The organism is Streptomyces sp. NPDC005811 (assembly GCF_040630405.1).
Classification (GTDB): Bacteria; Actinomycetota; Actinomycetes; order Streptomycetales; family Streptomycetaceae; genus Streptomyces.
This window is the reverse complement of record NZ_JBEXXK010000009.1, coordinates 120,121-144,979: the sequence shown is the minus strand read 5'-3', so window position 1 is coordinate 144,979 and position 24,859 is coordinate 120,121. Positions and strand designations below refer to the sequence as shown.

Genomic DNA, 24,859 nt, shown 5'->3' with positions numbered 1-24,859 from the left:
CGATGCCTCAAGCGCACCATGAAGCGACCAGCACGGAGGAGGGCGCGACATGGGCAGACGGGACCGCGCTCAAGAGCCGCAGCCATGGGACCCTCGCAAGCCACGCGAAGCCGCGCCACCGCCGAACACCTGGCCGACGCCACCCCACGGCCCCCCGCCGACCGACTACCACCAGGCCGGACCGAGTCCTCAGCCGAAGAAGCGCCGTCGCGTCTTTCTGTGGGTCTTCCTGGCCGTCCAGATCTTGTTCTTGATCTGGGTGATCACAGGCATCGCGAGCAACGACGACAACCCCGACTCATGCGATGGACTGACCGGGGACAGCCTGAAGCTGTGCGAGGACGCCGGCGATCTCGGAACCACCATCGGAGTGGGCTTCATCGTCGGGTTCTGGGTAGCAGCCGACTTCATCCTGACTCTCACGTACCTGATCTACCGACTGGCAACGAGACAGCCCCGCACAGAGGGCGCTCAGCTCAGGCGATAGGTGTCTTCCAGCTCTTGCCGATCAGCAGGAAGCAGCACGTCAGACACTTGCAGCGCCTGCCCAGCAGCATCAGCCGCCACGACCAGGACGCTCAGCACAGGGACGCCGTCGGGAAGCTCCAGCAGCTCGGCCTCAGCAGGCTCAGGCAGGCGAGCAGAGACCCGCTCCGTCACATGATCGAAGCGAACCTTCTTACGCGCTTCCAGATGCGCACGGGTGCCGCCGCTCAGCGGTTCGGCACTCCCCAGCTCGGTACCGTCGACCAGGTCGGCCGGGAAGTACGACGACACCAGCTCAACAGGTTCGCCATCCTCCACGACAAGGAACCGACGGACGAGAACCTCGGCCCGCTTCGGCAGCCCAAGCACGGAGGCGACCCGCGCCGGAACAGGAACATGGCCTACCTCGACCAAGCGGCCCGGCGCCTGAGTCTCATCACGCGCGAGCGCTTCGCTCCCCCGGCGATCCTTGTGCTCGACCACGGCCGGACGCCCACGCACAATCGTGCCGAAGCCCTGCCGCGATTCCAGCCAGCCGTCACGCTTCAGCAACTCCAGCGCTCGGACGACGGTCGGACGGGACATCCCGAAGGCCTGCACGAGCTGATTCTCGCTGGGCACGCGAGTCCCGGGTGGATACGTGCCATCCTCGATGCGCTGCTGAATGGTCTGCGCGAGGCGTACGTACTTCGGTGCCTCCACTTCATACGCCATGAACGCCGCCGCCTGTCGAGATTGGCCAAGTCAACTGGTCAACCAGACTAGCGACGAATCCGCCGGCGCAGAACCAACGGAGGGTATTGCCCTCACGACGGCCAGGCATCGGCGACGACAAAGGCGACCACGGTTCCGCCGAAGCGACTGGGCCCGGAATGCCAGGACTCGGCGATCGAGTCGACCAGCAGGAGCCCCCGCCCATGTGCGTCATTGGCGTCAGGCCGCCGGAGCCGCACATTGGCCGGGAAGCCGGGGTTGTGCACCTCGATGCGTAGCGAGGTGTCGTCCCGAAACCACTCCACCCGCACCAGCCACGGTTCGTCTGCCTGCCCGTAGCGGATGGCGTTGGTCACCAGCTCTGAGATCATCAGCGCACAGTCCTCGACCGAACAGGCCGGGTTGTACGGGGCGATGAACTTCCGGAACCAGCGCCGGGCCCGGGGAACCGACTCCGGAGCTGGATGCAGGGTCATGGCCCCGAGCCGCGGGGAGTCCTCAGAGGGATAGCGGTCGATCGTGTAAGCCACCATGCGCGCTCACTCCTTGCCGCTGCCGTCGCAGTCGAGGCAGCGCCGCTTCGATGTGGCACGGGTGCGGTCAGCGATAGCGGCAAGCGCGAGGGCCGTACGGGAGCTGACGCGCTTCCAGCCGCGCCCCCGACAACTCCGGCAAGGTAAGTGCGCTCCCTGGTCCTGCCGCCGACTCGTCACTCCGGGCCCCCCTTCCGATCAAGTGGCCTTAGCCACTTACTGGATAGTGGCATTAGCCACTCACGATGCGCAAGCGGTTCCCCGAAGTGAGGACCCATCAGGTGAGCGGATACCCCTGCTCGAACGCCCAACGGTTCGGCGGGTAGGTGGCTTCGGCGAACTCCAACGGCCGGTCCTGGAGGTCGAAGACGACGTGATGCACGATCAGCACAGCAGTCCCGGCCTCAAGCTGGAGGTCAGCCGCTTCCTCCTCGGTGGCCTGCCGGGCACACATACGGTCTTCCGCGTAACTCCCCTGCCGCCCCGTCATGTTCTCGACGTACATCAGGGTGCCCTCCTGGATCCGCTCAGGCTCCAGGAGCTTGGGCGCCCGCTGCCCGATCTCCGGCGCGAACCACGAGGTAGACAGCGTGATGGGCCCATCCTGATTATTGGTCACCCGCCGGCGATGCACGGCCCGCCGATCCTTCACCAGCCCCAACGCCTCAGCGACATGATCCGGTGCATCCAGCCACCCGGCGGACGTGATGACCGCGTACTCACCGGGCGTGTAGATCTTCCCGGTCTGCCGAGCCCGCCCGTACAACTCCCGAGCCCGACGGTTCACTTCGAGGCTCCGGACATACGTCCCGGATCCCTGCCGCTTCTCGACGAGCCCCTGATTGCTCAGCGCCTCCAACGACCGCGCCGCCGTAGGCCGGGACACCTTCCAGTCAGCCGCCAACTGCCGCTCCGATGGAACCTCGTCCCCCGGTCGCAGATCACCCCGCAGGATCTGATCACGGATGAAGTGAGCGATCTGGAGATACTTCGGCTGCGTCTCCTCGATCTGAGGCATGTCCCCTCCTCGTCCAAGTGGCTATAGCCTCTGGCCACTATAGGGTGAGTGGTCAATGGGCAACCCCGTAGTCTTGGGCCTATGACGCGGTTGATCGTCGCAGCAGGAGGAGGGGGCGACGCAGTCGCCGCCGCAATGCTTCACGCCGCCCTGTACGGCGACGAGGACCAGGCGGTGATCCTCACGTACTCGTGGGACCGCTTGCTGATCGACCCCGTACCAGGCCCCCGAGGACCCGAAGACTTCACCGGCCTCGAACCGCTCACCCCGACCGTATGGAAGGTGCCGGCGGAGGCCCGCCCCATCGCCCCGGCCGGCTCCACGCTCCCCCGCCTCGCGGCAGAGCTCCCGTACACCTTCGCGCTGATCGACCCGAGGCACGGCGCAGAGAGCGTCACAAGCCAGCTCGAAGACCTGGTCACTCAGCTCCAGCCGACCTCAATCGATCTCTTGGACGTCGGCGGCGACGTGTTGGCCCGAGGCGACGAACCGACCTTGAAGAGCCCTCTGGCCGACTCCCTGACGCTGGCAGCGTGCGGCCAAGTGAACGCGCCCATCCGCCTGTTGATCGCGGGCCCCGGCCTGGACGGCGAGCTGTCGCACGAGGACCTGCAAGGCATGCTCGGCGCACTCGTCCACACCTTCACGGCGAGGGACGCGGAGCCGATCAGCGCAGTCCTGGAGTGGCACCCCTCAGAAGCAACCGGCATGCTCGCGGCAGCCGCCCGAGGAGTACGCGGCACGTGCGAGGTCCGGGACGCAGGCCTTCCCATCCCCCTCACCGACGAGAGCCCGACCGTCCATGAGGTCGACCTGGACGAGGCCCTGATCCGCAACGAGCTGGCCCGCGCCGTCATGTCCACCACCACCCTGGACCAGGTAGAGGCACTGAGCCGCGAGGTCTGTGGCTTCTCGGAGATCGACTACGAGCGCAACAAAGCCCTCTGGCTCAAGGAACAACAGCCGGCGCAGCTCGACGCCCAGTCGGTGCTCCCCCAACTCACCCAGTTCGAAGCAGAGACTCGAAGCCGCGGAGTCACTCACACGACGTTCCGCCACCTCACAGAGGTCCTGAACCTCGACGGCTCACAGCGCGATGACCTTCGCCGACTGCTCATCAACAGCCGCCCTGAGCAATACACAGCACCGTTGTGGAGCCTCACGGCCATCGACAACGACCGCACAAGCCGGACACCATGAGCGCCTACGGCAGCGATCCAGACCTCAACGTGTACGACGTCACCGGCAACGGCACGGAAGTCGACGTCGCCACCAACCTGCTGAACGGCGACATCAGGCTCTCGATTCTCTGGACCCAAGAGATCCTCTTGTCCGCCGATGCTGCCGAACAAGTGGCGGACGCTCTTCGACGAGCAGCAGCCCAGTCCCGCAGCATCACAGCCGCCACAAGCACCGACTGAGTAACAACCTTCTTCACGGGTTTCAAGGCGGCTCGCTCCGCTCACCGCGCGCGGCCCGGCCGCCGGCCGGGCCTGCGCTCCTGTCTGCGCCCCGCTCCAGCCCGGCCGGCGCCCGTGCCGCGCACACGGCGATTTGCCGCTTGCCGTACTGCGGTTACGTCGTGGCTGGGCCGCTCCGCTCTACAGCTTTGTGGATCCCCCATGGCGCGAAGCTTGAAGAGCACGGCCCAACATAACGACATGATCGGGCAAATCAACGGACTGCCCGAATCACTGGAAGATTTACGTGGCTCCGAGTCGCGCGAATTATGCGTACAACAGGTCAACTCCGAGGTCATCTATACTCGCCGCTGCATCGCGAAGAATTTGTACCAGTTCGCGCTCATTCTTTCCCGAAACTAGGTCACTCCGTTCCAGGCGATTAGCCAGGGTCCGGAAAAAATCGCGAGACCGGTTCATTAGCGACATTACACTAGCTTGATCTAGGATCTCGTTATCCAGCATCAAATGAACGTCGCTTTCGTATAGCTCCAAGTTGCTGACTATCTCGTCAGCTACCTCTTCGGGAAAGCCAGCCCGGTTGACCGAAATATGTATACGCTGCCCCCACAAGTTCATTTCCTGAACGAAGCGAGCCGCTCGGGTACCTCGAACAGCAGGCGCCTTCCTGCGTTCGACGCGGCGACTTGATATACGCTCCCTGGCGACTACAGGCTCATAAGTGCGGAAGTCTGCCGCAGAAGAGGCTTGGAGAGCCGACCTGAAACAAGGGTGTATCAGGAATTCGGCCTCATGCGGTTCTACCTGGTTCGGATCGTCGTAGACATACGAAATCTTACCGTTGCGGCGCACGCCAAGAAACCCAACGCTATACAGAACATCCAGAATCCCGGCTGCTGTCAGGACTTCAGAGCTTCCCGGGTACCGAGATACTAGAGTTTCCTTCAACGCGTCCACTCGCCCTTCGAGCACCCTTCTAGTCACGAGATACCCAGAATTCTGGAACAAGACGAACAGATCCAGGAGGAAGGGATAGTTGACCTTGTATTCACTGACAAGGTCAGCCTGCTTCCAATTCGAAAATTGGACACTCGCTTCTTTGACGTCAGAGTGCAGCACTCTATCGTGCCCATTCTTCACAGCGGTGTCGCGACACGCATTGCATAGCTGAATCATGTCGCGGGGTCGCATAAGGGTGAGGCTGGTCAGGTATTCATCGATCGACTTTCCCTCGAACCGCGTCGGGAAAAGCGAGTGCCATATTGCTGTATCCGATCCCTCAACGTCCAGCGAGGCGCACGCACGTACGCTGGCCAACTCGACAAGCCGTTGTGGTGTCCAATCAATATGCATTTCATCACTGCGAAATTTGTCCCGCTCGGCGGATTGCAGGAAGTCATATATATCAGTACGGAGAAATACTACGCAATTCACGTTGCTGAAGACCGAAGCGGCATGCTTGGCAGCATCCAACAATCCAGCAACCATCGCATCTGAATTTTGGTCATTAGACCAGACATCCTCCAACTTGTCTACCAGAACTAGGGTGGACTTATGATGCTCTTCACAGTCGAGATCGCCAATCGTCTGTGCCACTCTCTTTTCGAGAATGTCTAGCTCGCTAGAGGCCCTGATGCCGTCGTTTGGGTACTCTGCATCGGCACCTACTTTGATGCCGAAGGCTTCCAATGAGATATGAGACTTCAGCTTTTTGATGACCGTCCAAAATTTCTCATGCAGCCGAGGGTCCTCGAGTTCCTCATTATCCAAAAGGAATTTACGCAGGGTCGATACGGATGACGGAAAACCAGACGCCTTGTGTTCCTCGTTCACATGGCGCACAATGGACTTCGCCACCTGGACAGCCAGTACATAGCGCCAGACTAGCTCTTTTGCCATGGGTGAGCGAATGCCGGGAAGTTCGAACCTCAGCAGTTCGTCTGCCGAGATCTTATCTGGCGTGATGACGAGCGTATTCTTGGGTAGATCTATTGCCGAGTGCAGCATTACGCAAATGGCGCTCTTTCCCGAGCCTTTGCGTCCGATGACGAGCATTTTTCGTGCATTTACCGCGGCATCGTACGCTGCGGTCTCAAGGAATCCTCGACGCAGCAGCCCTCCCACAGCGAAATCAGACTCTGCGTCATCCTTCCCGAAAAAGAGTCGACTGAGCTTGGCGCGCTCTTCTGTGGTCATGTGTTCCACCCCGATAATTTTCAGGTCGCATGCTTCCGACCGTCGGCCAATGCGCCGTTTACCGGCCCAGAGCAGCCAGATTCGCTGCTGCCCTGCAAGGCATCTGGCCTCTTTCCATGATGCTACGTCTCCCTGCACATTGCATCCCCTAGGTGCTCCTGCGGACGAATATCCAAGAATCAACTAATGAAATCGAAAATTTTAGGGAGAAGTAGAAATCCTACTCGGCGAGCAATGGTGGGACTGTTGCAAGTGGCGGTAACGAGTTACAGGTACGCGTCGACAGGGCCTTGATCAACCGGACGTAGCCATCAGATTTCGGCACCGTTCCACCCGCAGGTCAGTGGCAGCAAACGCCGCGGCCCAAGCTTCCCAATCTGAAGGCTCAGGCACTGTCCTCACGGGACCGGCTGTCTTGGCTTGTCTGATCGACGACATTGGCAGCGTGGCTGAGGCCGCCGGGGGTGCAGCGAGACATGCGCGTGCGTTGTCGGTCGGCTTCCTCGCCATCGTGGCTGACTGTCGTCGGCCGGGGTTCAGGCCGGGCCCGGCGAGGGTGTCGACCGTCAGTCGAGCACGACAGCGCTGGGCTGTCCGAAGCCGCTCGGCAGTGGCCAATGATGACCACCAGACACACGAGCCCACCGCTCTTGATCAGCAAAGAACCCAGCTCACCAAGATCCTCGGCAAGACGCGAGGCAAGAAGACAGGTCCGGACTTGGTTATTGAGACCCTGTAGCTGAATCCCGCCGCTACGCTCCCAGGATGGCGACCACCAACGGGTGGGGGAACGCGACCCCGCCACCAATGCTGATCCAGTGTTCCTACTGCGATACGCACACTCTCAGCACGCAGCGAGGGACATGGGAGCTTGCCCCGGAGGGCGACGATGAGTTCGAGCCCACGCTGTACACACTTGTGTCGTGCGACAAGTGCCGCGCCCCTCAGCTCCTCGTGCAGACAGCGCAGATGGAGGCTGGAAACGTCTGGGGCTGGACAGACCCCATTTGCGAGTGGCCCAGCGACTCCTCGGGTCCGTTGAGCCCCAGCATCCCCATGGCGATAGCCCGAGAGATGCGTGAGGCTCGGGCTTGCTTCGGCGCCAAGCTCTACACCGCTACCGCCGTGATGGTCCGGCGAACACTCGAAGGCATGTGCATCGATCAAGGTACGCGCAAGAAGGCACTCTTTGATGCCCTGGGGGAGCTACGCGACGCGGACAAGATCGAAGGTCGCCTGTTTGAATGGGCGCAGGCCCTACGTGTCCTTGGCAATCAAGGTGCCCACTTCAGCAAGGACGCAGTAAGCCGGGAAGACGCCAGAGATGCTTTGGAGCTCGCCGAAGCGCTGCTCGACTACATCTACGTCTTCACCGCCAAGTACGCAGAGTTTCAAATGCGTCGATCGACGCCCCCAGGCGGCGGCACCGCTGGTAGCCCCTGAAGATCTCCACCGCCTGATCGGCGTGTATGACATCCACGGCTGACATCAACGGCGCCGGACGGGAGCGTACATCAGCACCCTTGCCCGGCTGTCGTGCCAGTCCGCAACAGTCCCCGGAGCAGCCTCGGACCGCAAGTCTGGGCGACCTAGCACCGGGGGAGTGATAGCAGCTGTACGTGCACGATGCAGCAAGTCGAAGAAGACTGTCAGTGGTTGGTGCTAGCTTGTCCGCGCCTCAACCCATTGCGCGGATAGGAGTCCTTGATGGGTCTTGCTGATGATGTGACCAAGGCTGTCACGGATGTGGTGTGCTCGGACTGGGATATTCGTAAGGGCACGGTGGTGCCCACCACGGAAGATGTGAAACTGAGGAACGGCGCCGTTGAGGTCGACGCCGTCTACCTGTACGCAGACCTGGCCGACTCCACCGGTCTCGCTCGCGACTTCAGCCGCAAGACCGCAGCGAAGGTCATGCGTGCTTACCTCGATGCGACCTGTCGGGTGATCAAGGCTAGGGGGGGCCAGATCCGTAGCTTCGACGGAGATCGCGTCATGGCCATCTTCATGGGTTCGACCAAGAACACTGACGCGGCTAAGTGCGCACTGCAGATCAACCATGCGGTGACCAAGATCGTGCGCCCCAAGGTAGAGGCCAACCTGCCATCCATCAAAAGTCAGGGCTTCATCGTGAAGCACTGTGTCGGCATCGACTCCGGCACAGCGTTGATCGTCCGTGGTGGTGTCCGAGGCAGCAACGACCTGGTGTCCATTGGCCGCGCGCCTAACGTGGCTGCGAAGCTCAGCGACATCCGCACCTCAGCTCCCACGTACATCACAGAGGCTGTCTTCAAAAGCATGGCGGACAGCTCCAAGTACAGCGGCACTGGCGAGAACCGGAAGCTGATGTGGGAAGGGCCCTACGCCCGTGAGGTCGGTGGCGAGAGCTTGACGGTCTACAAGTCGGGTTGGACGTGGGGGCTGTGACCTCAGAGCCGGAAGCGCGCGACACCGCCTGGAGAATCCACGCGGCTATCGGTGAGTGGACGGCTCGCGTGGACGCGAAGGCGTCCTTCGCGCTCACACTGGAGTCCGCAGCCTTGGCCGGCATCGTGGCACTGTCCGACGAAGGCCGCCTGTTTGGCAGCCTTTATGGTTGGGGCGCCAGGGCCCTACTGTGGACTGGATCCGTGTTGATCCTTGCTGGGGCTGTCTTGGCCATCCTCGTTGTCACGCCCCGGCTCCGTTCTCGCTCGGCTCTCGAGCACGAGGCCCCACAGAGCTTCATCTACTTCGGCCACTTGCAGTTCTGGAAGCCTGAAGATCTCGAAACTGCGCTTCAGCGGCAGGACATGTTGCCGATGCTCTCACGGCAGCTTATAAACACGAGCAAGATCGCCTGGCGTAAGCACCGCTTCGTCCAGGTCTCCTTCCTGCTCGCTGCGATAGGTGGAGCGTTCGTCTTCTTCGCCGGTCTCGTAGCTTGAGCGCTACCGGGTGCAGCCATTGACGCCGGCTATGGCACACGCATCACAGGGCATCGCGACGCACCGTCGTCGCGTGCCGACCGTCGCGGCTTGCTCTGGTCGACGCACCAATAGCGTGGCTGAGGCCGGTGGGGGTGCAGCGAGGCACACGCGTGCGTGGTCGGTCGGCGCATCCGCCGTCATGGCTGACTTTCGTCGGCTGAGGTTCAGACGGGGGCGCATCAAGGTGCCGGCCCGTCAGTCGACCGCGGCAAAGCTGGGCCGTCTTTGGGCCGTCCGAGGACGCCCGACAGTGGCCAATGACGACCTACGAGGACCACCAAGCGGCAGATCCCACCGCCCCTGACCAGCAAAAACCCAGCTCACCAAGATCCCCGGCAAGACTCAGGGCAAGAAGACATCTCAGGTCGCGTCCCGTGGCGGATCCGGCAGGTTGTGCCACGCGTGCCCACATCCCCCGACGCAGTACAGCGTCCGCCTGCGGGTGTCCGCGATGCTGAAGAGGGCAGCAAGCAGGCGGAAGGACCTGGTGAGTTCGTAGGCCGGAAGTCGATCCATTCCGAAGCGCCACTTCGTGAGCATCACCGCCGGCGTGTGAGTCGGGCCGATGCCGGAACGCGCGATGCTCTCAGACACGTCCTGCTTGCAGGCGCGAGCCTGACCGCAGAACAGCACCAGTGCGTGAAGGACTTTGCGTTGGTCATCCTCCGAGAGGCCCTCGAACCAATCGACGCCTTCGGCCGCCGGTCTGAGCCCCTGCGCGAGTTCGTTCAGGACCACCTCGTGTGCATACAACACGGACTTTCACCCCCATGGCTCAGACCGACAGTAGGCGCACGGGCCACCCGTGAGCAGCACCGGTACCCACGCCCTGATGGCACAGCCATCTCAGGCAAGCAGCAGGCTCCCCCGTCGAACCCGCGCAGCGTCTTCCAAGTGGGTTGCTCAGCAGCCCGGGAGGGGCAAGGAACCCACCGTGGAGCCGCCTCCCTTAGATAACTTGCTGCTGCCCCTGCTGCGGCTGGTCAAGTTGCTGCTCTCGCATGCGCTGCTCAGCACGCAGTCCCTCAACGGTGGTAGCGAATAGTTCAAGATTCCGCGATTGATCACTTTCACCATATGGAGCAATTCCCAATTCAAGGGCAGTTGAATGCTGTTCAATACTGTCGGCTGTCTGTTGGAGATTAAAGGCCCTCTCGCGGGGCTTGAAATACCCAGCCGCAGCGGTGATAACCGTAACGGTGAAGCCCAAACCAATAAGGATACCCTTAGCCGGCTGGGGCGGATCATACCAAGCAGTCACTGCAGAAATCGCCGCTGAGGTGACGAATAGCATCCACTGCATCAGCAAGTGCATGCGCCTGTAATGTCGCGATTCCTTACGCAACCGGCTCATCTCCGCCGGCAGTCTTTCTCTATATGATGCTTGCCGATCCATAGGTGGTGGAGTGTGCCGTAAAGCTTCGAGGATATGCCTCTCTGTAGCCAGAGAGAGGTCAAGCTTGAGCTTCCTGAGTGGAGTTCGTGCGTCTATCCAAAATTTGTTGAATTCCGCCGCCAACTGGGCGACGACAGCAACACCCGAGAAGAACGCAGCGAAGGAACAGGTGTTGTCAATCACGCCCGGGGTGTTCGAGTGTAGCCAAAAGGAAATCTTCAGGACTACCCACAATAGAAGTGCGGCAATGACGACAATCGGGGTCCCGTGTAGCCCGATAACCTGCAGGCGGCGATTTTTGATGCGTTCTTCGAGATCCGCAATCTCACGACGATGCTCGATCAATGCATCGGTCGTCGTCGCACCGTCAGATTGGCTCAATGGTTGCGTCATCTCACGCCCCGCGGCTATGAGACAGTCCATGTAGAAAGAGCAGGCAATTCAGAGCCCCCTATCTCTCGTGGCTTAGCAGTCGAGTCAGACCATCAGACATAGATTGGATCTTACGGACACCGCAGGTAGTTGGGGATGGGTTCGGCCCAACTGCCCAGTGCAGCCAGCTGCGGGGCCTGCCGCTTGCCCGCTCAACTGCTTGGCCAATGCCGGGCTAGACAATCCCCGAGGGGGCCGTCGTGAGGCCTTCGGAGCGTGTCAGACACACCGTTCAGCCGCTCTGCTTGGTGGGCGGTCCGCCACACCTCCGACACAGTGAGTGCCGCCGTTACTGCCTCACCTACTTCGTCGCAGTCCAAGGAGGTCTGGGACTGATCGACACAATCACTCCAGAGCTGTTGCAGTACAGCAGCGGAGTACAGCAACCACCCCGACCGCAGCCGACCGTCAGAAGCCGTCGATGGCCGACTGACCAGCCCACCGGTACCTCGATGACCTCCCAGCCGAGAGTTCGGGACGAAGAGGTCCGTATGTAACTACTGTTGCCGGGGCAACAGGAGCGGATCCTGAGTGACGCGGCCGTCTTCGCGGAGGAACTCATGGGCGCCGCGGAGCCTGGTTCGCAACCGCTGCTGCGTTGCGCGGCTGTCAAGGCGAACGTCGAGGGCCCCGAGCAGGTTGGTGTCGGCTCGCCGCCCGGTAGGAAGCTGCGCACCGTCAAGTCCCTGATACTGGGCGATGAGCACGCCGAGGTCGTGACGGCTCAGGGCATCCGCTCCGGCGAGGTGGAACACCCCGGCCGCGTCGGACAGCGCGATCTCCCACAAGGCAGCGGCCAGGTCTTCGACATGCACGGGGCAACGAATGTCGTCGGTGAACAGGACCCCAGCGCGGGTACCGGCCGCCAGATCATGCACCGTACGCTCGTGCCCGGACTGCCCGTGTCCGAGGATCAGCGAGGTGCGAGCGACGACGGCACCCGGCACCAGCAGTCGCACCGCCGTCTCAGCGGCGGCCTTTGCGGCGCCATAGGGGGTGACCGGATCGGGCAGGCTGCTCTCGTCATAGCGGACGTGCACGCCGGAGAACACCGCGTCGCTGGAGACGTGAGCCAGGCGGCAGCCTTGCTCAGCGGCAGCCAGCGCCACGCGGACCGCGCCGTCGGCGGTGACCGCCCAGTCGGACAGGCCACTGGACGCGTTGATGACGACCGAGGGGGCAACATCGGCAATCAACCTGGCGACACGCACGGGGTCCCGGACGTCGAGCCGATGCCAGGCGACGCCCGAGGACATGCCCGGTTGGGAGGCGAACGTCGCGGCCGCCTCGTGCCCCGCCGCGATGGCTTGGCGGACCAGTTCGGTTCCGAGAAAGCCACTGCCACCGATAATCAGGACCTTCATGGGCGCCCACGGTAGCGGAGGAGATCGGTGATGGGCCGGCTCCCATAGAGTCGGGTCCTGCCATCGCCGACCCACCGACGCAAGGCGACGCCCGTGCCATTCGCGTGCCAGATCCTGCGGGGAGCGACGGGGAACAGCGGGGACTGACAACAGGCGCACCCAGAGCTCCAACTCAGCTTCACCACAGGTCAGCGCGGTAGTCGCCCCCAGATGACCCAAGCTTCCCAAGCTGATGGCTTCGCGCCGGCCTTGACCCGATGGCTCGGCGCTGATCGAGTCACCCCATGGCTACGGACCCCAGCGAGTACGACAAGGCAATGCCGATCGTGGCCGCCCATCTCGCCAAGATCGAACGAGCGGTTGACCGGACCCGTGCCTCATATGCGGGGCAGCCGTTCGCGGCGGTCCATCAGGCACTCGCCGAAGCGCTGCGAGACGAGGGCGCTCAACGAGTCGTGCCCCAGGTCGTCGAGGAGTTGGCGCGCCAGATCTCGGATACAGCGACCGAGCCAAGGGGAGCGGCGGGGTGAGTGTGTAACTGCGTGACAACGCCGACGAACAACGGCGGACGCCCGCGGACGTCAGCGGACCGTCAGCGCAGGTGAGAGGCCCACCAGCCCAAGGCAGCGCCCCTACCCAATTTGCTTCGGGACGAAGAGGTCCTCACCCAAGGCCTCACCGCCACGCTTCCGCCGGCACAGCTTGCTGTGATCGAATGGCAGCGTGGCTGAGGCCGGTGGGGGTGCGGCGAGGCACACGCGTGCGTGGGCGGTCGGCGCACCCGCCGTCGTGGCTGACTTTCGTCGGCTGAGGCTCCGACACTCCGGGACTCCGCCACGGAACCTTTTGAGGCGAAGGGACCGTGCCATTCGCGTACCAGTTCCTGCGGGGAACGACGGGGAACAGCGGGGACTGGTCCCAGGTACGACCAGGGCTCCAACATCACTTCGCCACAGGTCGGCGCAACAACCGCCGCCAAGAAACCCGAGCTTCCCAGGCTGAGAGCGTCCGCCGCCTGTCCGGGTTCCTCGAAGAGTCAGAGAAGGTCCCGCCAGAAGGGGGCCGTCGCTTGCGGGTTCCAGCTGTCGTCGACCTCGCCCCGCGCCTCGTCGAACTCCTGGTGCATGTAGTCGGCCAGGTCCAAACCGTAATAGATGATGTCGGTCTGCCACATCGAGAGCACCGGATGCCCGAAGCTCCCCCGGCCGGCAGGCAGGTATCGGTGGGCGTACACGGGCACCATCACGGGCGCCTCCGCCAGATGACGCCGCGCCGTATCCAGTGCCGCTGTTCCGTCGGCTGGACGCTCACCCCAACCCTCGTACCAGAACGCGTTGTGCTCAACTTCGAGTAGAACACCCTCGATCGGCCAGTCGAGCTGTCGACGCAAGCTGTCCAAGTCGCCGCCGCGCCACTCCGGCCAGGGCCTGGACCAGGTCTGCCCGTCCTCGGTAGGGACGTTGATCGGGAGCCCGGCCGCAAGGAATGATCGGTGATCGTCCGCGAATTCGAAGCCGTACTCGCGCTCGATGCGCGTGAACTCGGCCTCGGTCAGCCCCGCCTCGAACTCATAGAGGCCTGTCTGTGCCAGGCGATGTGCGGCCTCCGCACCCAGGCGTACTCCCTCATTGCTGATCACCGCCGCACGCTAGCGCCGACCGCAGCCAACCGTCACCCGAGTTATGCGCGGGTTCCGTCCAGTTTCCGTCTCAGTCAGCCCCGTTCACGACCGTTCAGGCGAGACCACGAGTCCGCTGCAACCCACGAGCGGACCGCCCATGAACGCAGGTGAACGCCCCCGCACACAGCCCACCGCCCCCACCACAGTTGGAAAGCGTGCACGCTTCACTCACCAGTAGGCAAGGTGTGGGCGCGATGTCAGAGGCTGGTGGGATCGTGCTGGCATGGACACGCTCTTTGATCTTCCCGAACCGGAGACACCAGAAGAAGCCGTCATTGCTCGCTACAGGCTGAGCGACGACCAGTACGGTACGCGCGCCGAGCGGGAGGCGATCTTTGCCGCTGAGCGGGCCATGACGGCCGCTGTCGAAGCGGCGGGAATCGGTGAGGTGGACGGGAATGAGTTCGGCGGAGGTGAAGCCGTGCTGTACGCCTACGGGGCGGATGCGGCGGCGCTCTTCAAGGTGATGGAGCCGACCCTTCGTGGTCTGCCGTTCAGGCCGGCCCACGTCGTGTTGCGGCAGGGGAGCCGGGAAACGGAGTCCCGAGTGGATCTGTGATGCGGTACAGCAGCGGAGTACTGCAACCCCAGCGATCGCCAGCACCCAACACCGGCTCCCACGCCCCTCCCCGCAGCCTGTATGACCTCCAATGACCGATCTCTCCAGAGACACGGATCAGAAGGCTTCTGACATCCACGGCTGACATCAACGCCCCCGGACGGGGGCGTACACCAGCGACTCTGTCCGGCCGTCTCACCAGTCGCCGACCGTAGCCGAAGTGGGCCCGGATCGAACTCCTAAAGCGGTGCTCTCTCAGCCGACGTTGGGCTCAGTCTTCCTGTTCCTCGACCAGGCCACAGGCGAAGGGGAACGACTCCAAGAACTCCCGTCGCGCGGGGTCCTGTTCTGCATCGGCCAGGTCGGTGAGCACCTGCAAGAGACGGTCGCGCTGGTCCAGAGGCAGTCGTAGCAGTTCCCCGCCCACACCTTCCATCATCTTCACTGCAGAGTCGGGATCGACTTCGTCGTCATCGCAGCTCTCGAGGAACCAGACGGCGTCGACAACCAACCCTGCAAGGGCTGGCACAAGCGGATCCATGGCAGTCATCCCCGCAACCTAGCCGACCCCTATGACAGGAAGGCCGTCGTCTCCCGGGGCATGCGGACGCACCGCGTCCCCTTCTGAGCAGATCATGTTCCCTGAATGGTTGGCACAGGTGCTACCGGACGAACCGCGGTGAAGTCCTGGAGCTCGTAGCGGGTGGCGGAGAGCAACAGCAGCCACTCGTCGCAGCCCTGCCACGGATAGAGATCGCCGGCGCCTCCGCGCACCACCCGTGGCCCGTCCCCAGTGCGGGGGCGTGCGTCCACCGGCGCGTCCGTGAAATGCGGGATCCACACGTCGGCACAGATTTCGTTGGCCGACCCCATCGCCGCCAGCCCGAAGGCGTTCTCAGCCGCAGCAGTGCGCTCCTCGTCGGCGAAGTCGTCGAGCACCTGGTCCTCGTCCGGCCTCCCATCCCCGCGGAAGGTCAGAGTGGTCGTGCCTGCCCGGGCCGCATACTCCCATTCCGCCTCGCTGGGCAGCCGGAATGGCAACGTCCCAAGCAGGTCGTCCAAGTCGTCCTCAAACCGGGCCGTGCTCGAAGCCGAGTCGGCGAAGCTGTCCTCGTACTCGGGCAGCCAGTGCCGTACTTGCGCCACCGTGAGCGGATGCCGGGCGATCAGAAATGGCTCGACCCGTACTTCTCGCACAGGCCGGGCTTGGACAGCGCCAGCGAAGAACGCTTCGAGGTTGTCATCGGCGCCATCGGACCGCTCGATGACACGAACCGCGTCCAGTTCCGCATCGGACAAGCCCATCCGGAACGTCCCACCGGGAACAGCCCGGAAGATCACTCCGGAGGGGGTGTGCCGCCAGGCCGGTCGGTCGGCCACGATCTCTTGAGCCCACATGGTGCCGGACGCTAGCAGTCGGGTATCCCGGATGAAGGAAGGGATCCAGGAAGAGAGCGCGGATAACTGATCATCTCCTGGACGCCGCAGCTCTGCACCACAAGCGCACCAGATGGGGCGGGGAACACCGGGGAACCACGGTGAACCATCAGAGCCCATCGGGACCAACCATCCACCGTTCGCCCAGGTCAGCACGCAAGCCAGCCCCAAATGCTCGCAGCTTCCCGAGCTGAGAGCGCGAGTTCGATTCTCGTCACCCGCTCCATGGAGAAGGCCCAGGTCAGTGACCCGGGCCTTTTTGGTGTGCGTGGTGATCAGGTGGTGCGTGCCACCCACCCGGCGATGTGATCGCAGCCCGGTGCGCGGTGCACGAAAAATCTCGCAGGCCAGGCAACCTTTCCGGAGGCTGTGACGACTCTGTGCCGTCCGGGCCAGGCGGTCCGGTCGGAGGCAACGGCCGAGAGAGAGCACCGAAATGTCCCTTCGCCCATCCACGCCGTCGGAGGCGTCGCCCGTCGGCGGTCGCGCCGGCCGCCGTCGCCGTGGTCGTCTGTCGTTCCGCCCATCCGTTCCGGGGCGGCGGCAGGGGCATCGTGGCCGCCGGTTGTACCAGCGTCGGAGTCTGTGGGCTGCGGTCGGCCTGGCTGTCGTGGGCGGCTCCGTGGCCGTGGTCAACACGGCCTCGGCGGGAGTCGTGGACACGAAGTCCTGGTACGTGCTGGTCAACCGCGACAGCGGCGAGGTGTTGGACGGCCTCGCCTACGCCGACCACGACGGTGCGGCGGTGGTGCAGTGGGGCCGTCACGGCGGGGCCAACCAGCAGTGGCGGTTCATCGACTCGGGTGACGGGAAGTTCCGGCTGCAGAACCGGAACTCCGGCAAGGTGCTGGACGACTACAGCTGGTCGAAGAAGGCCGGCTCCGCCATGGTGCAGTGGCGCGACCGGAACGGCGCCAACCAGCAGTTCCGTCTGAAGAAGTCGTCGAACGGCTACGTGCGTCTGATCAATCGCTTCAGTGGCATGGCCGTTGAGGTCCAGAAGGGCTCCAAGACCGAGGGGGGCCGCGTCACCCAGAACCTCGACAAGGGCGGCGCCAACCAGCAGTGGAAGCTCGTCCCCGCCGGGAGCGTCGGCGGCACCCCCACGCCCACCGCACCGGCCGAGCCCACCACGCCGGGCGGCAGCGTTCCGGCGAGCCAGGCTCCGAGCGGTACCCGATCGCCGTCGGCCCCGGCCTCGGCCCCCGCGTCGCCTCCGGCCGCCGGTGGCGGCAGCTCGACGACGGGTTTCATGGGCAGTGACAAGGTGCTCATCGGTGGCTCGATGTCCGACGCCTCGGCGACCGCCGCACCGTTCGACGTGCGATACGCCTATGTGCACAGCCGGCCCGCGCCCTCCTCGGACTACTACTCGGCATCGCGCTGCAAGGCCGAGTGGTCCAGCTGGTGGGGCTGCTGGTCCGGCGAAACCACGGCGCCCGGCTTCTACGTGACCTGGGGCGACGACCATGTGGCCAAGGCGACGTACCAGGGCAAGCCGCGCCCGCAGAAGAACTTCTGGACCTGGTACTCGCTGCGCGACCTCGGGGATCTCGCGGGCGAGGGCGACGGTCCGGGCGAGGTCAAGGCCATCAACAGGACCGATCTGCTCACCCGCTACATGAACGACTACCGCTTCTTCCTCCAGAAGATCGGCAACTCGCACGACATGATCGACATCGAGCCCGACTTCTGGGGCTACGTCCGGTCGCTCGGCAACCCGCACAAGGTCGCCTCGCAGGTCACGGCCTCGAACCCGACGGACTGCGGATCGCAGGAGAACAGCGCCGCCGGTCTGTCCCGCTGCCTGATCGCGATGGCGCACAAGTACGCGCCGAACACGGGCGCCGGGTTCCACCTGACCTGCTGGGACTGGCAGAGCGACATGCAGAAGTGCGTCAACGACTACACGGACCTCGGGGCGAAGAACGCCGACTTCCTGGTGGCCGATGTGGTGGACCGCGACGCGGGCTGGTACCAGAAGCCGGAGAACGGCGGCCGTGACACCTTCTGGACCGACCAGAAGGCCGCGGCCGAGCTGAAGTGGTACAAGACGATGGCCGAGTCGGTGGGCAAGCCGGTGGTCCTGTGGCAGATCCCCCTCGGCAACATGGCGCAGAACAACACCTTCGGCCATTACAAGGACGACAAGGTGGACTGGCTCTTCTCGCACATGGACCAGGTGGCGGACGCGCATGTCGCCGCCCTGCTCTTCGGTCCGGGGCAGCAGGAGCAGACCACGGCCGAGTCCGACGGCGGAAACCTGATCAACAAGACGATCGCGTACCGCAACTCGGGTGGTACGGCGCTCAAGTAGGCGCACGCAGCCGGTCGGCCGGCCCTTCGAAGGGGCCGCGTTCGTCCCTCCATGGAACCCCCTGGTCAGAGGCCCGGGGGTTCCTCTGTCGTCATCTGCATCGGCCGCCGATTCCGCCGCTTCGGCCACCACTCGGGCCGCGCTGCCGTGCCGTCCGTTGATAATGGGGTGCCAACACCTGCGGCACTCGCGCGTCGGCCGTCAGGGACGTCGCGGCTGACCGAGTGGAGTGGCAGGGTGATCCGAGTGCTCTTGGCCGATGACGAGGCATTGATCCGCGCCGGAATCCGGTTCGTGCTCGAGGCCGCCGGTGACATCGAGATCGTGGCCGAGGCGGACAACGGTGCCGGCGCCGTCGAGCTCGCCCGCACCCACCTCGTCGACGTGGCGCTGCTGGACATTCGTATGCCTGGCGTCGATGGGCTGGCCGCGGCCGCCGAGATGAGAAAGGCGGCACCGCGGACCCATGTGGTCATGCTGACCACCTTCGGCGAGGAGGACTACGTCACCCGGGCGCTGCGCTGCGGCGCTGCGGGGTTCCTGCGCGATCTCTGTCTGCGTCATGCGCCCAACGTCGCCGGTCCGGACGCCCGGACGCCTCTGCCGAGCTTCCGGACCGTCCCCCGCCGATCGGCGGGGGACGCCGAGCCGATCGGCCGGAGACGGACTACTGCCCGTCGCGCTCCTCGGAGGCCGAGGAGGGGTCCGGTCGGCGTGCCCCGCTCCACTGAGAGTCGCCGGTACCCCGGAGGGTCACCGGACGAAGTTCGCCAGTTTCGTGCTGCCGTTGAGCAGGTACTCCAGCGGTCCGCGGCGGGCGAAGCGGGACCAGATCGCCGCGAACAGGGTGGCTCCGAGGATGAACGAGAACAGCAGCGTGGCGGAGGCGGACTGCGGCGGGGTGGCCGCTTCTCCGGGCAGGGCGAGGATCACCAGGATGTGGCCCACGTAGAGGGTCAGGGACATGGTGCCGACGGCGATCACCGGGGTGGCCAGCCGGCTCAGCCACGGCAGCCGGGCCAACGCCACCGTCAGGCACAGCAGCACGGTGATCGCGATCCCGATGCTGCCGAAGAGGTCGAACGTGGAGCCGCTGTGCGGCTCGGCCGCCAGCAGCCCCCATGCGTCGGAGCCCCACAGCCCCCTGCCGACCGGCATGTCGAAGGATCCCGTCGCCATGCCGGAGTCCTTCAGGGCCGCGAGGTCCTTCATGCCGGACATCGCGGCCGCGATCTCCTTGTCGCCGCCGGTCAGCCGGAGCACCAGCCACGAGACGCCGTATCCGAAGGCGATCAGTGCCGGACCGACCATGGCCAGCCGCCGCTGCACCGCGCCGGAGCTGATGTCCAGCCGGCCCAGCGTCATGCCGGTGACCACGAACGTCATCCAGGTGATCGCCGGGTAGAGGCCGGTGAGCAGGAGATCGAGCACGCCCACGCCACAGACGCGCGCGATCGGGTCGTACGTGTCGATGGTGTGCACGATCGACTCGCTGAGCAGGGCGCGGAGGCCGTACGCCACCTGCGGCGTGACGACCGCGAGTGTGACCGCGATGATCCCGAGCGTCCTGGCCCGCAGCCGGACCAGGGGCAGGGCCAGCAGGAAGTACACCGCGTAGAAGTTGAGGATTCCGGCGCCGCCGAAGTTGGTCGTCGCCAGCGCGCTGCCCAGCACCAGCAGGATCACGGCCCGGATCACGATACGGGTCCTGGCCTGCCGGCCGGCCAGGCCGGTCTTCGGCTCGCGGCGGCCCGCGATCAGCATCAGCGAGAACCCGGCGAGGGTGGCGAACAGCGCCGACGCCCGGCCGCTCGCCAGTTCCAGGAACCAGTCGCCGACGCCGCCGCCCGGCGTCGGGAAGGGGCCGACGTGCACGGCGAACATGCCGAACACGGCCAGTGCGCGGGCGAGGTCCACCCCGACCAGCCGCGCCATCGGCGCGGGGCGTTCCGTCTCCGTGGCGGGCCCGGGTGAGGGTAAGGGCCGACCAGGCGTCTTCTTGGCGCTTTCGATCTCAGTCACCGGGCCAACCTCGCCGAGAAGGAGGCGGTCGACCATCCGCCGGGCTTCGGGAGGTGCCCCGCCGGTCGGCAGGTGGGCCCCCTCCGACCGGCGGGGCCGGTCTCTGCCGTACAGGGAGCGGGACAGGGCGCGCGAGACTGGTCGGGGGCGCCTCTGGCGTCGCAGGCGGGCGATTACCCTGATGCGGGTGGACCTGAACCTGCTGACCGCGCTCGACGCCCTGTTGGAAGAGAACAGTGTGCAGGCGGCGGCGGACCGTCTCCACCTGTCGGCGCCTGCGCTGAGCCGGGCGCTGACCAGGATCAGGCGGTCGACCGGGGACGACATCCTGGTCCGCACGGGGCGCACGATGACTCCCACGCCACGGGCCGTGGCGATGCGCGACGAGGTGCGGGCCCTGGTGCAGCGCGCGAACGAACTGCTGGGGCCCGCCCAGGCGTTGGACCTCGCCGCGCTCCGGCGGACGTTCACCGTTCAGGGGCACGACGCGCTGATCGGCGCGCTGTACCCGGCGCTGCTCAGCAGGGCCGCCGTCGAGGCGCCGGGCCTGAACCTGCGGTTCCTGGCCGAGCCGGCGATGGACACCCCCGATCTGGCGCGCGGGCACGTCGACCTCGAGGTGGGGGCGACGGTGCCCACGGCACCGGAGATCAGCCACGAGACCGTCGGACACGACCGGCTCGTCGCGGTGTTCCGGGCCGGCCACCCGCTGGAAGAGGACTTCACCCTCGAACGGTTCGCCGCCGCGTCCCATGTCATCGTCTCGCGGCGCGGCCGGCTGCGGGACAGTCTCGACGACCTGCTCGCCGCGCGCGGACTGCGGCGCAGGGTCGTCGCGGCACTGCCCACGGCCGCGCTGGCGCTGCAGGCCGCCGCGCACAGCGACACCGTCGTGGTGGTCGCCCGCCATCTGTGCGCGCGGACCCGGGGCGATCTCGGGCTGCACACCCACGACCTCGACCTGGACCTGCCTGCCGCGCCGGTCGTGCTCGCCTGGCACAGCCGCTACGACACGGACCCCGAGCACACCTGGCTGCGCGGGCACTGCCGTACGGCGCTGGCGGAGGCGCTGGCCCGGTAGGGCGGAGGCCGGGGCCGGTCCGGCGAGGCGCTCAGCGCGCGAGCGGGACCAGGATCTGTCCGAACGGACCCGTGTCCGCGGCGTCGAGCATCGCGGCGGCCACGGTGGCCCTGCTGACGCCGGCCGGGAAGATCCGCCGCGGCACCCCGTCGAGGGACACGCTCCGCCGGGTGGCGCTGACCGGTCCGTCGGACATCGGGCCGACGTGCAGGACGGTGCCGCCCATGGCCAGGATCGCCTCGTCCGCGCTGACCTTGTCGTCGAGTTCGGCGCGGAGGAACACACCGATCAGCGCGCGCGTCAGCCATCCGGCGGCCTTCGCCGACCGGCCGGTGCCGAGCGCGCCGACGGCCACGGCCCGGGCCGGCGCGGCCGCGACGATCGCCCGGGCGCCGGCGGCGAGTACGCCGGGCTTGTCCCCCTGTCCCGTCCCGAGGGCGGACAGCACCGTGTCGCGGCCGTCCAGCGCCTGCGCGATCGCCTCCGTGTCGAGGACATCGGCGGCCACGCGGGTCAGCCGGGACGAGTCCGGCAGGGCGATGCGGTCGGGGTGCCGGCAGATCGCCACCACGTCCTCGCCGCGGTCGAGGGCCTGGCGGGTGAGTTCGGTACCGACGCCGCCGGAGGCGCCGAGGATGGTCAGCGTCATGAAGACAGCACCTCGAGTGCGGCGGCGTGCACACCGGGGGCCGCGACCAGGATGTCCGGGCTGTTCAGGTCCCACGGCTTCCCGGACAGGTCGCTGACGACCGCGCCGGCCTCGGTGGCCAGCAGCGTGCCCGCGGCCGTGCCCGGCAGGTCGGGCTCGTACTGCCAGAACACGTCGGCCTGCCCGGACGCGACCCTGAGCAGCGGGAACGTCGTCGGGATGGTGTTGCGCACCAGCAGCGCGCGGTCCGACATCGCGGCGACCGCCCGGCCGAACCTGGCGTGGGTCCCGGGGCTGTTGCCGGCCTGGCTGGCGTCGGCGACGGCCGCGTCCAGGCCGGTCTTGGCGGAGACGCGCAGCGGCCGGTCGTTGCGCCGGGCGCCCATGCCCCTGATCGCTGTGCAGGTCAGGTCGCCGACGGGCTGCCGTACGACGCTGAGCTGCGGGATGCCGTCCTTGACCAGCGCGATCGTCACGGCCCACTCCGGCAGGCCGTGAACGTGGTTGACGGCGCCCTCCGCGCCGTCCACGATCCACCACTCCCCGGGCGGCAGACTCCGTTCCGCTTCGGCGTCGAACCACCCGGCGCCGGGCAGGACGCCGTCCAGCACCTCGCGTACGGCGGCGGCCGAGCCCTCCTCCAGACCGGCGCCCAGGTGGTACATCGCGGCCCGGTCGGCGGGCCTCGTCCGCGGGTCGAACCTGGCTTCGAGGAAGTCGGCTCCCCGGTTCGCCGCCTCCACCACGGAGGGCAGCAGCTCGCCGTACGCAGTCATGGTTTGTGTCCCCTCGTCCCGAAGTCGTCGCCGCGTTGCGCCGACAGCAACAGTCAAAGGGCTGCAATCACATGAATCAAATGCACTCTTTTGAATTGAAGATTTACCCGGATGCATGTCTGGCTCCGGGACGGCGGTCTCAGCCGATGGCGTACGCCCGGTAGATCGTCTCCGTCGAGCGGCCCCCGGCGGAGTCGGTCACCTCGGAGCGCAGGGCGACCGCGCCGGAGGCCGGGTTCCGCACGGATGCCTGCCAGGTGGAGCCGGAGTGCCTGACCGGCGCCGCCTTCCAGGTCCTGCCGCCGTCGGCGGAGGACCAGACCCGGACGGACTTGGCGGTCACCTTGGTGAACTTCGTGTCGGGGTCCTGGGCGCTGCGCAGGGCGCTCACGTCGACCGTCGTGGTGCTGTCCGGCGCGGCCTGGTTGAGGCCGTTCAGGCCGGTGGGCAGGAAGCGGGTCAGGAAGACGGTCGCGACCGTCGCCTTCGCCGGGTCGGCCTTGAAGCGCCAGTCGAGGGTGACGCGTGAGGACAGCATGCCGGCGGGGAAGGTGATGCCCGGACGGTGGCGGTGGGCGTCGACGGTCAGGCGGTACCAGCCCGCCGAGCGGATACGGGCGGCGAACGTGCTGTCGGAGGAGCCCCAGTTGGTGAGGGTCTTCTTCTTGACGGTGGTGCCCCCCTTGGAGAGGACCACGGTCTCCTTCGTCGGGTCGCCCCCGATGGCGCCGACGCCGGGGTCGCCGATCAGGGTGTCCGGAACGAAGTAGACGGACTTCTGCCAGACCTTGGGCAGATGGTGGATCGGACCCCACACGGCCCGGCCGAAGGACTGGGTGGCGGTCTGTCCCGTCTTCAGCGTCCTGACCTTCGGGAAATCCGCGCTGACGTGGTCGCCGTTGCTCGCGTAGACGTCGTCGCGCGGCTGCCAGGTCCCGGGCGTCACATGGGCGGTGGCGGTGTACGGCGCGATGTCGTTGCCGACCCCCGCCGACAGGTCGCTGGTGCAGTCGCCGGCCTTCGGCTGGGCCTGGAGCCCGGTCTCGACCTGACGGCCCATCTGTGTACCGCCGCGCACCGAGACGCGCATCGTCGCCAGGCCCGACCGCTTGAACGACCCGCCGGGCGCCGCCGGGACGCCCGTGGTGTTCTTCACGACGGCGTAGCTGTCGTTGCCGGACCAGTGCGCCAGGAACCCGAACTGGAGCAGCTTGGAGGAGTTCGGGATGGCGTAGAGGGACCCCGCCTCGTTCCAGCCGCTCACGCCGTAGGCGGAGGGCATGTCGTCGTCGGCGTAGCACACCCGCGCGGCGATCTCTGCCGGGCCGGTCACGTCGGCGGGTGTGTCGAGCGACGCCTTCACGGCCTTGCCCTTGCGCGCGTCGAGCGTCACCGACGTGCTCCCCGACACCTTGACGACCTTCGCGCCGAGGGTGTCGGTGCCCGGACCGTCCGCGGCGCTCTCGTAGATGTCGGTCATGGCGATGTAGCGCCCCGCCGGCAGGCTGATCCGCTTGCCGGACCTGACGCTGTACATCTGCCCGGACGGCACGGCGACGACGGTGACCGTCGTCGCGACCTTCCCGCCGTGCCGCCCCAGCGTGGTGACCGTCAGTGAGCCCGACGCCGCCTGCGCGGAAGCGGCGGACACGAGCAGCGGCGCCAGCGCGGCCACCCCGACGAACGCCAGCGATCTCCGTCGTACCCTCATCACTTTCCCCCTCCGACCCCGAAGTCGGCCAATCCTAGCCATGTCACGGACATGGCAGATCGCGGATATCGGGGTCGCGCTCGGGCGGAAGGGAAGC

The 24,859-nt window shown here is 65.8% G+C and carries 24 protein-coding genes and 1 pseudogene; 11 read left to right on the top strand and 14 right to left on the bottom strand.

The genetic code is table 11. The features are described from left to right. Positions 1-49 precede the first annotated feature (49 nt). Positions 50-487, top strand: a complete 438-nt coding sequence (locus ABZ490_RS12435) for a hypothetical protein (RefSeq protein ID WP_358988352.1) — start codon at positions 50-52, stop codon at positions 485-487. On the opposite strand, the gene ABZ490_RS12430 is transcribed toward ABZ490_RS12435, so the two are convergent. From ABZ490_RS12430 to ABZ490_RS12420, 3 genes are all read right to left on the bottom strand, one after another. Next, the gene (locus ABZ490_RS12430) at positions 472-1,200 is read right to left on the bottom strand and encodes a GntR family transcriptional regulator (RefSeq protein WP_358988350.1); all 729 of its coding nucleotides are present in this window, start codon (positions 1,198-1,200) and stop codon (positions 472-474) included. The two genes, ABZ490_RS12435 and ABZ490_RS12430, sit on opposite strands and share 16 nt — an antisense overlap. 92 nt (positions 1,201-1,292) lie before the next feature. Further along, entirely contained in the window at positions 1,293-1,730 is a 438-nt protein-coding gene (locus ABZ490_RS12425) for an ATP-binding protein (protein ID WP_093774297.1), read from the bottom strand. Between the two features lie 280 nt (positions 1,731-2,010). Then, entirely contained in the window at positions 2,011-2,751 is a 741-nt protein-coding gene (locus tag ABZ490_RS12420) for a GntR family transcriptional regulator (RefSeq protein WP_358988348.1), read from the bottom strand. Between the two features lie 81 nt (positions 2,752-2,832). Here ABZ490_RS12420 and ABZ490_RS12415 point away from each other — a divergent pair, with 81 nt between their 5' ends. Continuing rightward, entirely contained in the window at positions 2,833-3,951 is a 1,119-nt protein-coding gene (locus tag ABZ490_RS12415) for a DUF1152 domain-containing protein (RefSeq protein WP_358988346.1), read from the top strand. After that, positions 3,948-4,172 carry a hypothetical protein gene (locus tag ABZ490_RS12410; RefSeq protein WP_358988344.1) on the top strand — a complete coding sequence of 75 codons (225 nt, stop codon included), beginning with the start codon at positions 3,948-3,950 and terminating at the stop codon, positions 4,170-4,172. Before ABZ490_RS12415 ends, ABZ490_RS12410 begins: the two co-directional genes overlap by 4 nt. Before the next feature lie 306 nt (positions 4,173-4,478). On the opposite strand, the gene ABZ490_RS12405 is transcribed toward ABZ490_RS12410, so the two are convergent. Next, positions 4,479-6,368: a hypothetical protein gene (locus tag ABZ490_RS12405; RefSeq protein WP_358988342.1), complete on the bottom strand. Its 1,890-nt coding sequence runs from the start codon at positions 6,366-6,368 to the stop codon at positions 4,479-4,481. Between the two features lie 765 nt (positions 6,369-7,133). On the opposite strand from ABZ490_RS12405, the gene ABZ490_RS12400 reads away from it, so the two are divergent. From ABZ490_RS12400 to ABZ490_RS12390, 3 genes are all read left to right on the top strand, one after another. After that, entirely contained in the window at positions 7,134-7,811 is a 678-nt protein-coding gene (locus tag ABZ490_RS12400) for a DUF4145 domain-containing protein (protein WP_358988340.1), read from the top strand. Between the two features lie 264 nt (positions 7,812-8,075). Continuing rightward, the gene (locus tag ABZ490_RS12395; RefSeq protein ID WP_358988338.1) at positions 8,076-8,795 is read left to right on the top strand and encodes an adenylate/guanylate cyclase domain-containing protein; all 720 of its coding nucleotides are present in this window, start codon (positions 8,076-8,078) and stop codon (positions 8,793-8,795) included. Between the two features lie 68 nt (positions 8,796-8,863). Beyond that, positions 8,864-9,295 (top strand): Pycsar system effector family protein, encoded by a 432-nt coding sequence (locus ABZ490_RS12390; protein WP_358988336.1) that lies wholly within the window; start codon positions 8,864-8,866, stop codon positions 9,293-9,295. Positions 9,296-9,697: 402 nt separating this feature from the next. On the opposite strand, the gene ABZ490_RS12385 is transcribed toward ABZ490_RS12390, so the two are convergent. The 3 genes from ABZ490_RS12385 to ABZ490_RS12375 form a co-directional block, all read right to left on the bottom strand. Further along, positions 9,698-10,075, bottom strand: a complete 378-nt coding sequence (locus tag ABZ490_RS12385; protein WP_358988334.1) for a DUF5958 family protein — start codon at positions 10,073-10,075, stop codon at positions 9,698-9,700. 211 nt (positions 10,076-10,286) lie between these two features. Continuing rightward, positions 10,287-11,126 carry a DUF4231 domain-containing protein gene (locus ABZ490_RS12380; protein WP_358988332.1) on the bottom strand — a complete coding sequence of 280 codons (840 nt, stop codon included), beginning with the start codon at positions 11,124-11,126 and terminating at the stop codon, positions 10,287-10,289. Between the two features lie 536 nt (positions 11,127-11,662). Further along, a complete protein-coding gene (locus ABZ490_RS12375; protein ID WP_358988331.1) occupies positions 11,663-12,529 on the bottom strand; it encodes a sugar nucleotide-binding protein in 867 nt (288 codons plus the stop codon). Between the two features lie 284 nt (positions 12,530-12,813). Here ABZ490_RS12375 and ABZ490_RS12370 point away from each other — a divergent pair, with 284 nt between their 5' ends. Beyond that, positions 12,814-13,059 carry a hypothetical protein gene (locus tag ABZ490_RS12370; RefSeq protein WP_358988330.1) on the top strand — a complete coding sequence of 82 codons (246 nt, stop codon included), beginning with the start codon at positions 12,814-12,816 and terminating at the stop codon, positions 13,057-13,059. A 506-nt stretch (positions 13,060-13,565) separates the two neighbouring features. Here the strand turns inward: ABZ490_RS12370 and ABZ490_RS12365 are convergent. Further along, a complete protein-coding gene (locus ABZ490_RS12365) occupies positions 13,566-14,168 on the bottom strand; it encodes a hypothetical protein (RefSeq protein ID WP_358988328.1) in 603 nt (200 codons plus the stop codon). Positions 14,169-14,433: 265 nt separating this feature from the next. On the opposite strand from ABZ490_RS12365, the gene ABZ490_RS12360 reads away from it, so the two are divergent. Further along, entirely contained in the window at positions 14,434-14,769 is a 336-nt protein-coding gene (locus ABZ490_RS12360) for a hypothetical protein (protein ID WP_358988326.1), read from the top strand. 271 nt (positions 14,770-15,040) lie between these two features. Here the strand turns inward: ABZ490_RS12360 and ABZ490_RS12355 are convergent, their stop codons facing one another. Further along, positions 15,041-15,319 carry a hypothetical protein gene (locus ABZ490_RS12355; RefSeq protein WP_358988324.1) on the bottom strand — a complete coding sequence of 93 codons (279 nt, stop codon included), beginning with the start codon at positions 15,317-15,319 and terminating at the stop codon, positions 15,041-15,043. An 83-nt stretch (positions 15,320-15,402) separates the two neighbouring features. Then, positions 15,403-16,167, bottom strand: coding sequence for an SUMF1/EgtB/PvdO family nonheme iron enzyme (locus ABZ490_RS12350; protein ID WP_358988322.1), 765 nt, complete (start codon positions 16,165-16,167; stop codon positions 15,403-15,405). A 649-nt stretch (positions 16,168-16,816) separates the two neighbouring features. Between ABZ490_RS12350 and ABZ490_RS12345 the strand changes: the two genes are divergently transcribed. Both ABZ490_RS12345 and ABZ490_RS12340 read left to right on the top strand, forming a co-directional pair. Then, positions 16,817-18,523, top strand: a complete 1,707-nt coding sequence (locus ABZ490_RS12345; protein WP_358988320.1) for an RICIN domain-containing protein — start codon at positions 16,817-16,819, stop codon at positions 18,521-18,523. A 237-nt stretch (positions 18,524-18,760) separates the two neighbouring features. Continuing rightward, positions 18,761-19,066, top strand: a pseudogene (locus ABZ490_RS12340) (response regulator transcription factor); the annotation flags it as partial. Between the two features lie 210 nt (positions 19,067-19,276). Here ABZ490_RS12340 and ABZ490_RS12335 read toward each other — a convergent pair. Further along, on the bottom strand, positions 19,277-20,545 hold the full coding sequence (locus tag ABZ490_RS12335; RefSeq protein WP_358988318.1) for a DUF418 domain-containing protein: 1,269 nt from the start codon (positions 20,543-20,545) through the stop codon (positions 19,277-19,279). A gap of 181 nt (positions 20,546-20,726) precedes the next feature. Between ABZ490_RS12335 and ABZ490_RS12330 the strand changes: the two genes are divergently transcribed. Then, positions 20,727-21,626 (top strand): LysR family transcriptional regulator, encoded by a 900-nt coding sequence (locus tag ABZ490_RS12330; RefSeq protein WP_358988316.1) that lies wholly within the window; start codon positions 20,727-20,729, stop codon positions 21,624-21,626. 31 nt (positions 21,627-21,657) lie between these two features. Here the strand turns inward: ABZ490_RS12330 and ABZ490_RS12325 are convergent, their stop codons facing one another. The 3 genes from ABZ490_RS12325 to ABZ490_RS12315 form a co-directional block, all read right to left on the bottom strand. Beyond that, positions 21,658-22,275 carry an NAD(P)-binding oxidoreductase gene (locus ABZ490_RS12325; RefSeq protein ID WP_358988314.1) on the bottom strand — a complete coding sequence of 206 codons (618 nt, stop codon included), beginning with the start codon at positions 22,273-22,275 and terminating at the stop codon, positions 21,658-21,660. Then, positions 22,272-23,051: an inositol monophosphatase family protein gene (locus ABZ490_RS12320; protein WP_358988312.1), complete on the bottom strand. Its 780-nt coding sequence runs from the start codon at positions 23,049-23,051 to the stop codon at positions 22,272-22,274. The genes ABZ490_RS12325 and ABZ490_RS12320 overlap by 4 nt, the downstream gene beginning before the upstream one ends. A 139-nt stretch (positions 23,052-23,190) precedes the next feature. Next, positions 23,191-24,762, bottom strand: coding sequence for a hypothetical protein (locus ABZ490_RS12315; RefSeq protein WP_358988310.1), 1,572 nt, complete (start codon positions 24,760-24,762; stop codon positions 23,191-23,193). Positions 24,763-24,859 lie beyond the last annotated feature (97 nt).

Coding starts and splice junctions, on each gene's coding strand:
- ABZ490_RS12435 (WP_358988352.1), top strand. CDS start 50: ATGGGCAGACGGGACCGCGCTCAAGAGCCGCAGCCATGGGACCCTCGC.
- ABZ490_RS12430 (WP_358988350.1), bottom strand. CDS start 1,200: ATGGCGTATGAAGTGGAGGCACCGAAGTACGTACGCCTCGCGCAGACC.
- ABZ490_RS12420 (WP_358988348.1), bottom strand. CDS start 2,751: ATGCCTCAGATCGAGGAGACGCAGCCGAAGTATCTCCAGATCGCTCAC.
- ABZ490_RS12415 (WP_358988346.1), top strand. CDS start 2,833: ATGACGCGGTTGATCGTCGCAGCAGGAGGAGGGGGCGACGCAGTCGCC.
- ABZ490_RS12410 (WP_358988344.1), top strand. CDS start 3,948: ATGAGCGCCTACGGCAGCGATCCAGACCTCAACGTGTACGACGTCACC.
- ABZ490_RS12405 (WP_358988342.1), bottom strand. CDS start 6,368: ATGACCACAGAAGAGCGCGCCAAGCTCAGTCGACTCTTTTTCGGGAAG.
- ABZ490_RS12400 (WP_358988340.1), top strand. CDS start 7,134: ATGGCGACCACCAACGGGTGGGGGAACGCGACCCCGCCACCAATGCTG.
- ABZ490_RS12395 (WP_358988338.1), top strand. CDS start 8,076: ATGGGTCTTGCTGATGATGTGACCAAGGCTGTCACGGATGTGGTGTGC.
- ABZ490_RS12380 (WP_358988332.1), bottom strand. CDS start 11,126: ATGACGCAACCATTGAGCCAATCTGACGGTGCGACGACGACCGATGCA.
- ABZ490_RS12375 (WP_358988331.1), bottom strand. CDS start 12,529: ATGAAGGTCCTGATTATCGGTGGCAGTGGCTTTCTCGGAACCGAACTG.
- ABZ490_RS12370 (WP_358988330.1), top strand. CDS start 12,814: ATGGCTACGGACCCCAGCGAGTACGACAAGGCAATGCCGATCGTGGCC.
- ABZ490_RS12360 (WP_358988326.1), top strand. CDS start 14,434: ATGGACACGCTCTTTGATCTTCCCGAACCGGAGACACCAGAAGAAGCC.
- ABZ490_RS12355 (WP_358988324.1), bottom strand. CDS start 15,319: ATGACTGCCATGGATCCGCTTGTGCCAGCCCTTGCAGGGTTGGTTGTC.
- ABZ490_RS12350 (WP_358988322.1), bottom strand. CDS start 16,167: ATGTGGGCTCAAGAGATCGTGGCCGACCGACCGGCCTGGCGGCACACC.
- ABZ490_RS12330 (WP_358988316.1), top strand. CDS start 20,727: ATGCGGGTGGACCTGAACCTGCTGACCGCGCTCGACGCCCTGTTGGAA.
- ABZ490_RS12325 (WP_358988314.1), bottom strand. CDS start 22,275: ATGACGCTGACCATCCTCGGCGCCTCCGGCGGCGTCGGTACCGAACTC.
- ABZ490_RS12320 (WP_358988312.1), bottom strand. CDS start 23,051: ATGACTGCGTACGGCGAGCTGCTGCCCTCCGTGGTGGAGGCGGCGAAC.
- ABZ490_RS12315 (WP_358988310.1), bottom strand. CDS start 24,762: ATGAGGGTACGACGGAGATCGCTGGCGTTCGTCGGGGTGGCCGCGCTG.